Source organism: Cupriavidus necator N-1, from assembly GCF_000219215.1.
Lineage (GTDB): Bacteria > Pseudomonadota > Gammaproteobacteria > Burkholderiales > Burkholderiaceae > Cupriavidus > Cupriavidus necator.
On the sequence record NC_015723.1, the window covers coordinates 1280727 to 1293471 of the forward strand.

The following is a 12745-nucleotide window of genomic DNA, read 5'->3' on the forward strand; positions in this document are numbered from 1 at the left end:
GGCTGCGAGCCGTCGTCAGGCGGCCTGTTGCGCGGTGGCTTGCTGGGCGGCAGCCTGTTGCACCACCACCATCTGCGCCGGCATCGGTGCGGCATAGCCGGCCTGGCCGAAGCTCTCGCGGATGATGCGGTTGGTATCGAAATAGACTTGCCAGTAGTGGTCATTGTGGCAGTGCGGACGCACCGCCAGCACCGGGCCGACCAGCGTGAACTCCAGGATCTCGACGTCGATCGGGGGCTCGGCCAGCACGTTGGGGATCTCCGCGATGCGGGTCTTCAGCAGCGCTGCCGCATGGGCAGTGTCGGTGCTGCCGGCAAGCTGCGCTTTCAGTTCGACGCGCCGGTACGGGTTGGCCGTGAAGTTCTGGATGGTATCGCTGAAGATCTTGTTGTTACCGACCACGGTTTGCACATTGTCTGGCGTGTCGAGCGAGGTGGCGAACAGGCCGATCTCGCGCACCGTGCCGGTGACGCCGCCGATTGTCACGAAGTCTCCTACCTTGAACGGGCGCAGCACCACCAGGAACGCACCGGCAGCGAAGTTCGCCATCAACCCCGACCAAGCCATGCCGATGGCCACGCCAGCGGCGGCGATCAGTGCGGCAAAGGTCGTGGTCTGGATGCCGAAGTAGCCGAGGATGCCAATCACCAGCACCACGTTCAGCGTCACGGTGACGATCGAGCCGACATAGCGCAGCAGCGTGGGATCGACCTGCTGCTTGCCGAGCGCGTTCTGCACCATGCGCACGACAAAGTGGATCAGCCAGCGGCCGATGACCCAGAAGGCAAGGGCCGCCAGGATCTTGACCCCGAATTCCGTCGCGTAGGTGACAACCAGGGCCTTGAGGTTATCGAAGGTAGTGGCATCCATCGGCGTAGTCCTTTAATGTTGGTGTCCGGCCGGCCGCCGGCACAACATCCCCCGATTCAGCCGGCAGCGATGTGCTAGCCCTGCGCGCTGTTGCGGCGCAATACATGGGCACGGCAATTATTGAGACGCCGTACCGGAAGTGCAAGCAAATTATTGTTAAGACAAGCTGCCTTGCGCAGCTTGTCTATTTGAATCAGGACGGCCCGAACGCCATTACCAGTTGGTTTCCCGTTCCGGCGTTGCCGAAATCCGGTGCAAGGTCAGGTCCGCCCCATTGAATTCGCCTTCGGCATCCAGCCGGATGCCCACCAGCTTCTTCAGCGCACCGTATACCAGGGTGCCGCCGGCCAGCGCCACCACGATGCCGAGCACGGTGCCGATTACCTGCGCGCCCAGCGACACGCCGCCCAGCCCGCCCAGTGCCCTGGCCCCGAAGATGCCCGCGGCAATGCCGCCCCAGGCGCCGCACAGCCCGTGCAGCGGCCACACGCCGAGCACGTCATCGATATGCCATTTGTTCTGCGCCAGCGTGAACATATAGACAAAGAGCGCGCCGGCCACCGCGCCGGTGATCAGCGCACCGAGCGGGTGCATCAGGTCCGAGCCCGCGCACACCGCCACCAGCCCGGCCAGCGGGCCGTTGTAGGCAAAGCCCGGGTCGTTGCGTCCGGCCGCCCAGGCCGCCAGCGTGCCGCCGGCCATTGCCATCAGCGAGTTGATCGCCACCAGGCCGCTGACCTTGTCGACTGTCTGCGCGCTCATGACGTTGAAGCCGAACCAGCCCACCGCCAGCACCCAGGCGCCCAGCGCCAGGAACGGGATGTTTGAGGGCGGATGGGCGCTGATGCGGCCGTCCTTCTGGTAGCGCCCGCGCCGCGCGCCCAGCAGCAGCACCGCCGGCAGCGCGATCCAGCCGCCCAGCGCATGCACCACCACCGAGCCGGCAAAGTCATGGAACGGTGCGCCGGCCACGCGCGTGATCCAGTCCTGCACACCAAAGCGCTGGTTCCAGGCGATGCCTTCGAAGAACGGATAGACAAAACCCACCAGCACGAAGGTGGCGAGCAGCTGCGGATTGAAGCGTGAACGCTCGGCAATACCGCCCGAGATAATCGCCGGAATAGCCGCGGCAAATGTCGCCAGGAAAAAGAACTTGACCAGTTCGTAACCGTTTTTCTGCGCCAGCGTTTCGGCCCCGGACATGAACTGCACGCCGTAGGCAATGGTGTAGCCGATAAAGAAATAGGCGATCGTCGAAACCGCAAAATCCACCAGAATCTTTACCAGTGCGTTGACCTGGTTCTTCTTGCGCACCGTGCCCAGTTCCAGGAAGGCAAAGCCGGCGTGCATGGCCAGCACCATGATGGCGCCTAGCAGGATAAACAGGGCGTCGGTGCCGGTCTTCCAGTTGTCCATAGTGACCTCATGCTCAAAATGGGAGCGTGGGTATGCAAAAAGCATTCCAGCAATGGCCGCATCCTGGTGCCACGTGCACCTTGTCGGGTAAAACCGCACCGGAATGCCGCGCGCAGACCGGGGCGGCGCTGTTGGCAGCGTTGCCATTGGCATCGCCGTGGTGGTGCGGATGCGCCGAAATGGCGCGCGGCGGCGGCGCAGGCTGAACCGTTATGGTGCGACGCCCCATTTGTGGGAATTTGTCCTATGCTCTGGTTTGCCCCGGGCGCGAGCCGGCCTGGCGTTGCCGCGCGGCAGGACGGCCTGGCAAAGTCGGCTTCTGGCAAGCGGGAAAAGCGATGGAAATTGCCCGCTAACCGGCCTCAATCAAGGATTTGCGGGTTTTTTTGTCGCATTGGTGCCACTGGGGATTGCTCTACGCGCAACGGGCAGATTAGACTGCGCCGATCGATGGCTTTGCCGCGAGGCACGCACATCGGTGACGACGACCAACAAGGGAAATCAGCCATGAATAAAGGTGAACTGGTATCGGCCATCGCCGCGGAAGCAGAACTGAGCAATGCCGCCGCCGAGCGCGCGCTCAACGCAGCGCTGGACAGTATCAAGAAGGCAGTGGCAAAGGGCGATTCGGTGACGCTGGTGGGCTTTGGCAGCTTCAGCGCCGGCAAACGCGCCGCCCGCACCGGCCGCAATCCGCGCACCGGTGAAACCATCAAGATCCCGGCCGCCAAGACGGTCAAGTTCTCTGCCGGGCAGGGTTTCAAGGACGCGGTGAACAAGAAGAAGTAAGCAGTTTGCGTCCACAGCGTGAAAAGCGGCCTTGCAGGCCGCTTTTTTGTTGCCCGGCACGGCCACCCTTGCCGGCACCGGGCTGCCGCCGGCAACGGCGGGCACGATCCGGGTTAAACTGCCGGCGCCAGCGTTCCGGCGTGCATTCAGGCAATGCCGCCCTCGCAGGTTCGCCCCCGAAATCCCGCCCCGCAATCCGTACCCGCATCATGAACGACCAGTCCCACCAGCTTTCCATGACCGTGCTGATGACGCCGGACATGGCCAACTTCTCCGGCAACGTCCACGGCGGCACCATCCTCAAGTACCTGGACATGGTTGCCTATGCCTGCGCCAGCCGCTACGCCGGCCGCTACGTGGTGACGCTGTCGGTCGACCAGGTGGTGTTCCGCCAGCCGATCCACGTGGGCGAGCTGGTGACCTTCCTGGCCTCGGTCAACTTCACCGGCCGCAGCTCGATGGAAATCGGCATCAAGGTGGTGACCGAGAACATCCGCAGCAAGCTGGTGCGCCATACCAACAGCTGCTACTTCACCATGGTGGCCGTGGACGACAACGGCACACCGGCCGAGGTGCCGCCGCTGGAGCCGCGCGACGAGGTGGAGCGCCAGCGCTTTGCCGCCGCCCAGCAGCGCCGCGCGCTGCGCCAGGAAATGGAAAAGCGCCACGACGACATCAAGTCGTCGGTGACCTGAATACCGACCCCGCCATGAAGCGCAACTGCAATCGCATCCGCACGGTCCTGGCCGTCGCCTGTCTGGCGGCCGCCTCGGGCGCCTACGCCGAGGAGATCGGCAGCGTCAGCACCAATTTCCGCATGACCGGCTCCGACAAGGTCGTGATCGAAGCTTATGACGACCCCCAGGTGGACGGCGTGACCTGCTATGTGTCGCGCGCCCGCACGGGCGGTATCAAGGGCCAGCTGGGCATGGCCGAAGACCCGCCGGAGGCATCGATCGCCTGCCGGCAGGTGGGCACGATCGCCTTCAAGGGGCCGATCCGGCAACAGGACAACGTCTTCTCCGAACGCATGTCGATCCTGTTCAAGGTCCTGCACGTCGTGCGCGCGGTCGACCGCAAGCGCAACACGCTGGTGTACCTGACGTACTCCGACCGCATTGTCAGCGGCAGCCCGCAGAACAGCGTCACCGCCGTGCCGGTGCCGGCGGGCACGGTCATCCCGGTGAAGTAACCCGTGCAGTAGCCGGCCCCGGCAACCGGCGGATCAGGGGGCCAGCGCTGCGCTCTCCGCCTGGCAGTCGCGCGACGGGCGCGCGCCGCTGGCGCGTGCCGCCGCCACTTCGCGTCGGGCCTGGTCCAGGTCGGCGCGGAAGGTGGGATCGGCATGCAGCCGCGCCACCGTTGCCGCGGCCATCATGCGGCCCTCGTTGACATCGCTTTGCCAGTGCACGTTGCAGACCACGCGGCTCTGGCCGAACGCGCGCCCGCGCGCCAGGATGTCATTGGCGCGTTGCGGCTCGACCTCCGCCAGGATCAGCGCCCAGGCCCAGCCGATGGCGCTGTGGCCGGACGGGTACGAGCCATCCTTTTCCAGCTTGGCGGCGTCGGCCGGCGTGCACATCTGCGTCTTGTTGGCCACAAAGGGGCGGGTGCGCTTGTAGCGGTCCTTGACGCCGTAGGTGGACAGGCCGGCATCGACCAGGCTGCGCCGCAGCAGGATGTTCAGGTAGGGCGTGTCTTTCTCGCTGACCGGCACGCCCAGCACGCATGAGAACGTGCTGGCAGCCTGCGGGAACGTCAGCACGGCATCTTCGGTGGCCAGCTGCCAGCGCGACGAGCCGCGCAGCGTGCCGGCCTGGCGCGCGGCGTCTTCATCCAGCGCCAGGGCGGGGGAGCCCTGCGCCGGCGGCGCGGGCAGCAGCTTCAGGCTGTCCGGGCGCGCATCGGCCGCCAGGTACCCTGCTGCCACGCCGGGGCGCAGCTCTGGCACCGCGGACAGGTTGGTGCCGCCGGCGGCGCAGCCCGCCACCAGGGCGGCGAGTGCCACCGCGGTCATTGCCCGCACTGGGGTGGACAGGGAGCGGTCACGCTTTGCTTGTTCCGTCAATTGGTCGTCCTTGTTGTTTTTGTCGAGTCGGGGCTGTCCTGCCGCGATTCAGGCGGCTGCGTCGAACAGCTTGCGCAGGTTCGACTTCAGGATCTTGCCATTGGCATTGCGCGGCAGCATCTCCTGGTAAATCAGGATACGCACGGGCACCTTGAACGCCGCCAGCCGCGTGCGCACGAAATCCTGCAGCTCGGCCTCGCTCGCCTGCATGCCGGGCTTCAAGCTGACCACCGCGGCCGGCTCTTCGCCCAGCGTCTTGTGCGCGAGCCCGACCACCGCGGCATCCATCACCGCCGGATGCTCGTACAGGGTGCTTTCCACCTCGATGCAGTAGATGTTCTCGCCGCCGCGGATCAGCATGTCCTTCATCCGGTCGACGATATAGACGTAGCCTTCCTCATCCAGCCGTGCAATGTCGCCGGTGCGCAGCCAGCCGTCGGCAAAGGTCTGCGCCGTGGCCTCGGGCTTGTTCCAGTAGCCGCGCACGACATTGGCGCCGCGCGCCATCAGCTCGCCGGTTTCGCCGGGCGGTAACGCGCGGCCGTACCCGTCCACCACCTTCATCTCGCCGATCGGCAGTGCCGGGCCGCTGCTGTCCGGGCGCATCACGTATTCCTCGGCGCTGTGGCTGGTGAAGGTGGACGACGTTTCCGTCATGCCCCAGCCGATGCCGGGTGCGGCCAGCGGGAATACCTCGCCGATGCGCCGCACCAGTTCGGGCGATGCCGGCGCGCCGCCGTAGTTGACGTTCTCCAGCGAGGACAGGTCGAAGCGGTCGCGCTCCGGATGCTCCAGGATCTGCCATGCGATGGTGGGCACGCCGCCGGCCGCGGTGCAGCTCTCGCGCTCGATCAGTTCCATGCCGCGCAGCGCGTCCCAGCGGTGCATCAGCACCATCTTGCCGCCGGTGGCGATGGCGCCGTTGAGCACCGCCATGCAGCCGGTGACGTGGAAGAACGGCACCGCCAGCAGCATGGCCTTTTGCGGTGCGGCGGGGTCCGGCGCGGGAATCGGCTCGCCCCGGCGCAACAGGTTGCGGATCGGGCTGAAGCTGCCGGCGACCGCCACGTTGGTGGAGTTGCGGTGGGTGCCGAGCGCGCCTTTGGGCTTGCCGGTGGTGCCCGAGGTGTAGAAGATGGTGGCGTCGTCGTCCGGATCGATATCGACCTGTGGCGGCGGCTGGTCTGGCAGCGCGGCCCAGTCAGCCGGGGTGCCGATCACGCTCTCCAGCGGAGCCACACGCGGCTCGGAGGCGGTGCCGCCGACACGTGAGGCATAGACGCGTTCCAGCGCCGGGCAGCCTGTCAGGCGTTCCAGGATGCGGTCGAGCCGTTCGGCATCGACGATCGCCACGCGGCTGCCCGAATCGGCCAGGCCATACTCCAGCTCGGCCCCGGTCCACCAGGCATTGAGCGGTGTCACGATGGCACCCGCCAGCAGCGCGCCGTAGAACGCCACCGGCCATTCAGGCAGGTTGCGCATGGCTACGGCCACGCGGTCGCCCTTGCGCACGCCGTCGCGCGCCAGTGCATGGGCCAGGGCGATGGCCGCGCGCCGGAAGGCATCGTAGGAGACGCGCTCGTCCTCGTAGACCACGAAGGTGCGGTCGGCAAACGCGCGCGTATTCAGCAACAGCTCGCGCAGCGTGGGGGGGGCGTTCTTCCAGACTGTGGTGGGGATGCCGCGGATCACGCGCGTTTCGGTTTCGAACGGCGCGCCGGGCGCGGTAAGCCGGGCGTGGGCCTCGGCCAGCGACATGACCGGCCAGGTGCCGGCCAACTGCGGATTGCTCGACATGACTGCCTCCCGGAACTGCACTGCAGGTTGAGGGAAATGCAGGAAAGCGGCGGGCGCCGGCGTGAAGGCCGGCGCCCGCAATGCTGGGGCCAGACGCTCAGATGGTCACGCCGCCGTCCACGACCAGCGCCTGGCCGGTCATGAAGGTGCTGGCCGCCGACGCCAGGTAGACCGCCGCCCCGGCGATCTCGACGGGTTCGCCGATGCGGCGCAGCGGGGCGCCCTGGGTGGACTGCTTGTAGCGCTCGGGATCTTCCCACAGCGCGCGCGCAAAGTCGGTCTTGATCAGCCCCGGCGCGATGCAGTTCACGCGCACGTTGTGCGGCCCGAACTCGACGGCGAGGTTGCGCGCCAGTTGGAAGTCGGCGGCCTTGGAGATGTTGTACACGCCGATGGTGGGCGAGCCGCGCAGGCCGCCGATCGACGACACGATGATGATCGAGCCGTCCTTGCGGTCGATCATCTGCGGGGCAACCATCTGGATCAGCCAGTGGTTGGAGATGACATTGTTGTCCAGCACCTTGCGGAACTGGTCGTCCGACACGCCGCTCATGGGCCCGTAGTACGGGTTGGACGCGGCATTGCAGACCAGCACATCGATCTTGCCGAAGGCGCGGTTGGTCTCGTCGACCAGGCGCTGCAGGTCGTCCTTCGAAGAAATATTGGCAGGGACCGCGATCGCGGTGCCGGCGCCGTGGCGAGCGTTGATGGCATCCACCACTTCCTGGCAGGCCTCGATCTTGCGCGAAGAAATGACCACCTTGGCGCCCTGGACGGCCATCTGCTCGGCGATGGCGCGGCCAATCCCGCGCGAGGAGCCGGTGACGATGGCAACCTTGCCCGTCAGATCAAACAATGACATGGAGTCTCCTGTATGGCTGCGCCGGCGTCAGGGGCCGGCTTTGTCCTGGCGACGTGCCCGCAGGCAGCATCGCCAGGACATTATGGTGGCGCCGCTGGCACCAGTCCACAGGCCGGGGTGCCGCGCGCCGGCCATATCAGGATTCTTTCTGCGGGCAATGCGCGCCGTGCATGGCAGGCATGCTGCATAGCGCAATCATGGCGCCTCAGGTGCCGGAGGATGCCGTTGCGGGCGCCAGCAGCGCTGGCAGGGCGTCGGCCAGGCCACGCCGCAGGTCATCGTCCAGCAGCACGCCAAAGCGATCCGACAAGGCCTGCACCACGGCCTCGGGCGAGGCCAGCCGCGTTCGGCGCACGGTGCCGTCCGGTGCGCGCTCGGCCAGGTCGCCGTCGGCCAGCGTCACGCGGGTGCCGCCGTCGGTGCGCGCGGCCATCAGCCGCTGCAGGAACACGCTGTCAGGGTGCGTCGATACATACCAGTTGCGCGGCACGAAATCGATCCACGGCTGCGGCGTCAGGTCAAAGCGGTAGACCTTGATCCAGCCGGTGTCGCCGCGCGCCTCCAGATCGTAGCTGTGGAACGCGGTGGCGGTGGCCTCCGGCGGCGAAGGGGCCAGACGGTAAGGGAAGCTGTCATCGGCCGGCTCGGACAGCGGCATCGCCCGGTATGGCGTGGGGCCGCCGAAGCCGACATCGGCCAGGTAGCTACGATGCGCCACTTCCACGCGCAGCAGCATGTGCGAGGTCATGGTCGGCACATCGTCGGGAACGCCCCAGCGCACGCGCGCGGCCAGCGGCGTCACGGCGTAGCCGAGCGCGCCCAGCCCGGCCGCCAGCAGTGTATTGAGCTCAAAGCAGTAGCCGCCGCGCCGGCGCGTGACGAGCTTGTCGAAGACCGCATCCAGTTCGATCCGTACAGGCCGGCGCAACAGCGGATCGATGTTCTCGAACGGAATGCTGGCCAGGTGCGCGGCCAGTACGATATCCAGCGCTTCCAGCGTGGGCGAGGGCGGGGCGGCAATGCCGAGGCGTGCCAGCCAGGCGTCCAGTTGGGGGGCGTCCAGGGTCATCATGGTGTGCGGGGCTCCGGTGCGATGCATTCAGTTGAGCGCTTCCAGCGCCGGCAGGTCAAGCAGTTCGATGCCGCCATACCCCAGCCGCAGCAGCCCGCGCGCTTCCAGTTCGCGCAACGCGTGGTTCACGGTCTGGCGCGACAGGCCCAGCATCTGCGCAAGCTGTTCCTGCGGGATGCGCACGCGCTGCGTGGCCTGGTCCTGCGGCAGGTTGCCGTAGCCATGGGCGATCGCGGCCAGGCGGCGGGCGATGCGCGCCGCCGGCGGCAGCAATTGCGCTTCCTCGACATAGTTGAAGGCCTGGCGCGTCTTGGCGGCCAGCAATTGCCCGAAGGCCTGCCACCATGCCGGCTGCTGCGCCAGGCGCCGCTCCAGGCTGGCGCGCGGCACGTGCCACAGCATCGTGGCGCTGACCGCGCGCGCGTCGTGGGTGCGCGGCAGGCCGTCGAACAGGCAGATTTCGCCGAACCAGGTGCCGGGCTCCAGCAGTCCGAGCAACGCCGCCTTGCCCGATTCGCCGCTGGCGTGGATCTGCATGGTGCCGCTGGCGACACAATACAGGCCGTCGAAGCGGTCGCCGCGGGCAAAGAGCGTCTCGCCGGCCACCAGCCGGCGCAGGCTGCCGTCATCGAGCAGTGCCTGGCGCAGCGCCGGCGGCAACTGGCTGAACCACGCGCCGGCACGTACGGCAGCAAGGGAATCGTCGCGCGGCGGCACCGTGCCGGGCAGCGTGCCGGCGAGTTGCGATCGGGGGCGTTGCGGCGGGCTCGCCAGTCCCATGCCGGTCTCCTTTCATATGGGGCTGTGCCGGGTGTTAGCAGGGACACACAAGGGCACGCGCGACTGTGCCGACTGTCAAAAACCTGACAGACCGCACGGTGCGCGCCCACTACTATAAATCCACATCGCGCCCGCCGCGCAGCAGCAGGCGGCACGCGCACGCCTGCGCACAAGGAGACGCCCCCGTGAAAACCCTGATCGAACACCTGGCCAACTACGCTGCCTACCATCGCGACCCGCGCAACGTCTTTACGCACTTCATCGGCATCCCGATGATCGTGCTGGCAGTGACGACGCTGCTGGCACGCCCGGCGCTGCCGCTGGGCGACGGCTCTGCCTACCTGACGCCGGCGATGCTGCTGTACATCCTGTCGTGCCTGTTCTACCTGCGCCTGTCGCTGGTGTTCGGGGTGGCGATGGCGGCCATCCTGGCGTTCTTCCTCTATGCCGGCGCACATATTGCAGCGATGCCCACCGCCTGGTGGCTTGCCATCGGCGTTGGCTTGTTCGTGGCGGGATGGGTGATCCAGTTCATCGGCCACTATTACGAGGGGCGCAAGCCGGCGTTCGTCGACGACCTGGTCGGCCTGCTGATCGGTCCGCTGTTCCTGGTGGCGGAAACCGCCTTTGCGCTGGGGCTGGCACGCGACACGCGCGAGGCCATGGCCGCCCGCGCGCACTGATCAAGGCAACCCCGCCGGCAGCCGCAGCCGCGCCGCCAGCCCGCCCAGCGGGCTCGATGCCAGCGCCAGGCTGCCGTCGTACATCGCGGCGATTTCCGTCACGATCGCCAGGCCCAGGCCGCTGCCAGCAGCGGCCTCATCGAGCCGGCCATAGCGAGCGGTGGCCAGTGCCTGCGCCTCCGGCTGCATGCCCGGGCCGTCGTCTTCGACCAGTATGTCGAGCTCGCCATCCGCTTCCTGCAGCGTGACGCGCACGCGCGTGCGCGCCCACTGGCAGGCATTGTCGAGCAGGTTGCCGAGTATTTCGATCAGGTCTTGCCGGTCCCCGGCAAAGTGCCCGGCGCCTTCAACCGTCAGCGCCAGCGCGCGCTCAGCGTGCAGCCGCGCCAGTGCACGCGTCAGCTCGCGTACCGGCGGGCCGGCATCGATGCGCTCGCCGCGCGCCGCCGCGGCGCCCGCGGCGCGGGCGCGCGCCAGGTGGCGGTCGACCTGCCGGCGCATCGCTTCGACCTGCGCCGCCACGGCTTGCGCCGGTGCCCCCGGCAGCGCCTCGGCCTCGTTGGCGAGCACTGCCAGCGGCGTCTTGACCGCGTGCGCCAGGTCAGCCGCCTGCCGGCGCGAGCGTTCCAGCGCCTGGGCATTGCGTGCCAGCAGGGCATTGATCTCGGCCACCAGGGGTTCGACTTCGGTGGGCCAGTCGCCGCCCAGGCGTGCCTCGCGCCGCGCCTGCATCGTGCCCAGCGCGCGCCGCAGCCGCGCCAGCGGCGCCAGGCCGAACTTCACCTGCGCCGCGACCGCCAGCATCAGCCCCAGCCCCAGCGCCGTCAGCGACCACGCCAGCGTCCGGTTGAAGCTGCGGCGCTCGGCGCGCAGCTCGGTCCGGTCCAGCGCCACCGAGATCTCCACCGGGGTATCCGCGGACGGCAGCACCAGTTGCCGGGACACCACCAGCAACGACTGGTTGCCGGGGCCCGGGCGCACATCGGCCTGGGCGCCGGCAAGGCGGCGCTCCACCGTCACCGGCATTTCCGTATCCCACAGCGAGCGCGAGCGCAGCAGCGCGCCCGGCGCGCGCGCCTGCCAGTAGGTGCCGGAGTAGGGCAGCTCGTAGCGGGGATCGGCAGGGGTACGGGTAAGGACCAGCTTGCCGTCGGCGCTCCAGTCCAGCGCCGCGGCCAGGCCCGCCAACTGGTGGTCGAGCTGGCGCACATAGGTGTTGTTGACGTGGCGCTCGAACAGTGTCGACAGCAGCCAGCCGCTGACGCCCAGCGCCGCTGCCAGCCAGATCGCCGCCACTGCCAGCAGGCGCAGCGCAAGGGACCGGCGCAGGCGGGCGGGCATCTAGGGCTGCAGCTGCAACGGCGGCCGCAGCCGGTAGCCCTGGCCGCGCACGGTCTCGATGACGTCCACGCCAAGCTTGCGGCGCAGCCGCCCGACAAAGACCTCGATGGTGTTGCTGTCGCGGTCGAAGTCCTGGGCATAGATATGCTCGGTCAGCGCGGTCTTGCTGATGATGGCGCCGGGATGGTGCATCAGGTAGTCCAACACGCGGAATTCATGCGAGGTCAGCGCCACCGGCGTGCCGTCGACGGTGACCGTGCCTGCGCGCGGATTCATCCGCACCGGGCCGCATTGCAGCTCTGGCGCCGGCATGCCGTGCGCGCGCCGGATCAGCGCGCGGATGCGCGCGAGCAGCTCCTCCATGCGGAATGGCTTGGCCAGGTAGTCGTCGGCGCCGGCGTCGATGCCTTCGACCTTCTCGGTCCAGCTGTCGCGCGCGGTCAGGATCAGCACCGGCACGCTGACCTGCGCGGCGCGCCAGCGGCGCAGCACCGAAAGGCCGTCCAGCCGCGGCAGGCCCAGGTCCAGGATGACGGCGTCGTAGGGCTCCTGCTCGCCCAGGTGGCAGGCGTCCAGGCCGTCCGCGGCCACGTCGACGGCATAGCCGGCGTCGGCCAGGCTGGTACGGACCTGGGCGGCGAGGGCGGCTTCGTCTTCGACCAGCAAGATGCGCATCGGGATCTCCTGTCGGTCAGGGTTTGCGGCGGGCGTCTTCCAGCCCACGCCCCTTGGCTTTGAGCAGGGCGGCCGTGCGTGCATCGTACTCGAGCTTGGCCACCGAACCGCCGGGCAACAGCAGCTTGACCTCGTACTGCCAGATGCCGTCATCGCGGTCCAGCTCCACGCCGATCACGTCGCCCGCGTACTGGCGCGATACTGTTTCCAGGATGCGCGACAGCGGCAGGATTTCGCCCGACTGCACGGCCGCGCGGGCGCGGTCGGCGTCCTTGTCGGCGTGCGCGGCCGGCATCGCCGCCAGCGCCAGCAGCGCCGCAGCGACCAGCATGCGCGGGCGCAGGAGGGCCGGGAAATTGAACTTCATGGGCCGGAGTTTGCATCAAATTGCC

Annotated in this window: 15 protein-coding genes; 5 read left to right on the plus strand and 10 right to left on the minus strand. The window is 67.9% G+C overall.

Features of this window, described 5'->3' with window-relative positions:
• Window positions 1-15: 15 nt before the first annotated feature.
• A complete protein-coding gene (locus tag CNE_RS23950; RefSeq protein WP_013952868.1) occupies window positions 16-870 on the minus strand; it encodes a mechanosensitive ion channel family protein in 855 nt (284 codons plus the stop codon).
• A 213-nt stretch (window positions 871-1083) separates the two neighbouring features.
• Window positions 1084-2286, minus strand: a complete 1203-nt coding sequence (locus CNE_RS23955; RefSeq protein WP_013952869.1) for an ammonium transporter — start codon at window positions 2284-2286, stop codon at window positions 1084-1086.
• Window positions 2287-2318: 32 nt separating this feature from the next.
• Here CNE_RS23955 and CNE_RS41560 point away from each other — a divergent pair, with 32 nt between their 5' ends.
• From CNE_RS41560 to CNE_RS23970, 4 genes are all read left to right on the plus strand, one after another.
• On the plus strand, window positions 2319-2492 hold the full coding sequence (locus tag CNE_RS41560; RefSeq protein WP_158310028.1) for a hypothetical protein: 174 nt from the start codon (window positions 2319-2321) through the stop codon (window positions 2490-2492).
• Window positions 2493-2793: 301 nt separating this feature from the next.
• The gene (locus CNE_RS23960; protein WP_010814166.1) at window positions 2794-3075 is read left to right on the plus strand and encodes an HU family DNA-binding protein; all 282 of its coding nucleotides are present in this window, start codon (window positions 2794-2796) and stop codon (window positions 3073-3075) included.
• Between the two features lie 209 nt (window positions 3076-3284).
• Window positions 3285-3770, plus strand: coding sequence for an acyl-CoA thioesterase (locus CNE_RS23965; protein WP_013952870.1), 486 nt, complete (start codon window positions 3285-3287; stop codon window positions 3768-3770).
• Between the two features lie 14 nt (window positions 3771-3784).
• Window positions 3785-4267, plus strand: a complete 483-nt coding sequence (locus tag CNE_RS23970) for a CreA family protein (protein WP_013952871.1) — start codon at window positions 3785-3787, stop codon at window positions 4265-4267.
• A gap of 33 nt (window positions 4268-4300) precedes the next feature.
• Here CNE_RS23970 and CNE_RS23975 read toward each other — a convergent pair whose 3' ends face one another.
• From CNE_RS23975 to CNE_RS23995, 5 genes are all read right to left on the minus strand, one after another.
• Entirely contained in the window at window positions 4301-5143 is an 843-nt protein-coding gene (locus CNE_RS23975) for an acid phosphatase (RefSeq protein ID WP_330995912.1), read from the minus strand.
• Between the two features lie 48 nt (window positions 5144-5191).
• Window positions 5192-6940: a class I adenylate-forming enzyme family protein gene (locus tag CNE_RS23980; RefSeq protein WP_013952873.1), complete on the minus strand. Its 1749-nt coding sequence runs from the start codon at window positions 6938-6940 to the stop codon at window positions 5192-5194.
• 97 nt (window positions 6941-7037) lie between these two features.
• A complete protein-coding gene (locus CNE_RS23985; protein WP_011617096.1) occupies window positions 7038-7802 on the minus strand; it encodes an SDR family oxidoreductase in 765 nt (254 codons plus the stop codon).
• A gap of 205 nt (window positions 7803-8007) precedes the next feature.
• Window positions 8008-8874: an arylamine N-acetyltransferase family protein gene (locus CNE_RS23990; RefSeq protein WP_013952874.1), complete on the minus strand. Its 867-nt coding sequence runs from the start codon at window positions 8872-8874 to the stop codon at window positions 8008-8010.
• A 27-nt stretch (window positions 8875-8901) separates the two neighbouring features.
• The gene (locus CNE_RS23995) at window positions 8902-9654 is read right to left on the minus strand and encodes a Crp/Fnr family transcriptional regulator (protein WP_013952875.1); all 753 of its coding nucleotides are present in this window, start codon (window positions 9652-9654) and stop codon (window positions 8902-8904) included.
• A gap of 185 nt (window positions 9655-9839) precedes the next feature.
• Between CNE_RS23995 and CNE_RS24000 the strand changes: the two genes are divergently transcribed.
• Window positions 9840-10337, plus strand: a complete 498-nt coding sequence (locus CNE_RS24000) for an Mpo1 family 2-hydroxy fatty acid dioxygenase (protein ID WP_013952876.1) — start codon at window positions 9840-9842, stop codon at window positions 10335-10337.
• On the opposite strand, the gene CNE_RS24005 is transcribed toward CNE_RS24000, so the two are convergent.
• The 3 genes from CNE_RS24005 to CNE_RS24015 are packed head-to-tail and all read right to left on the minus strand — an operon-like array spanning window position 10338 to window position 12720.
• Complete coding sequence (locus CNE_RS24005; RefSeq protein ID WP_013952877.1) at window positions 10338-11678, minus strand: sensor histidine kinase; 1341 nt, start codon at window positions 11676-11678, stop codon at window positions 10338-10340.
• The gene (locus CNE_RS24010; RefSeq protein ID WP_013952878.1) at window positions 11679-12353 is read right to left on the minus strand and encodes a response regulator transcription factor; all 675 of its coding nucleotides are present in this window, start codon (window positions 12351-12353) and stop codon (window positions 11679-11681) included.
• Between the two features lie 16 nt (window positions 12354-12369).
• The gene (locus CNE_RS24015) at window positions 12370-12720 is read right to left on the minus strand and encodes a PepSY domain-containing protein (protein WP_013952879.1); all 351 of its coding nucleotides are present in this window, start codon (window positions 12718-12720) and stop codon (window positions 12370-12372) included.
• Window positions 12721-12745: the final 25 nt, after the last annotated feature.

Coding starts and splice junctions, on each gene's coding strand:
- CNE_RS23990 (WP_013952874.1), bottom strand. CDS start 8,874: ATGATGACCCTGGACGCCCCCCAACTGGACGCCTGGCTGGCACGCCTC.
- CNE_RS23950 (WP_013952868.1), bottom strand. CDS start 870: ATGGATGCCACTACCTTCGATAACCTCAAGGCCCTGGTTGTCACCTAC.
- CNE_RS23960 (WP_010814166.1), top strand. CDS start 2,794: ATGAATAAAGGTGAACTGGTATCGGCCATCGCCGCGGAAGCAGAACTG.
- CNE_RS23985 (WP_011617096.1), bottom strand. CDS start 7,802: ATGTCATTGTTTGATCTGACGGGCAAGGTTGCCATCGTCACCGGCTCC.
- CNE_RS23955 (WP_013952869.1), bottom strand. CDS start 2,286: ATGGACAACTGGAAGACCGGCACCGACGCCCTGTTTATCCTGCTAGGC.
- CNE_RS24010 (WP_013952878.1), bottom strand. CDS start 12,353: ATGCGCATCTTGCTGGTCGAAGACGAAGCCGCCCTCGCCGCCCAGGTC.
- CNE_RS23965 (WP_013952870.1), top strand. CDS start 3,285: ATGAACGACCAGTCCCACCAGCTTTCCATGACCGTGCTGATGACGCCG.
- CNE_RS23980 (WP_013952873.1), bottom strand. CDS start 6,940: ATGTCGAGCAATCCGCAGTTGGCCGGCACCTGGCCGGTCATGTCGCTG.
- CNE_RS23970 (WP_013952871.1), top strand. CDS start 3,785: ATGAAGCGCAACTGCAATCGCATCCGCACGGTCCTGGCCGTCGCCTGT.
- CNE_RS24005 (WP_013952877.1), bottom strand. CDS start 11,678: ATGCCCGCCCGCCTGCGCCGGTCCCTTGCGCTGCGCCTGCTGGCAGTG.
- CNE_RS41560 (WP_158310028.1), top strand. CDS start 2,319: ATGCAAAAAGCATTCCAGCAATGGCCGCATCCTGGTGCCACGTGCACC.
- CNE_RS23995 (WP_013952875.1), bottom strand. CDS start 9,654: ATGGGACTGGCGAGCCCGCCGCAACGCCCCCGATCGCAACTCGCCGGC.
- CNE_RS24015 (WP_013952879.1), bottom strand. CDS start 12,720: ATGAAGTTCAATTTCCCGGCCCTCCTGCGCCCGCGCATGCTGGTCGCT.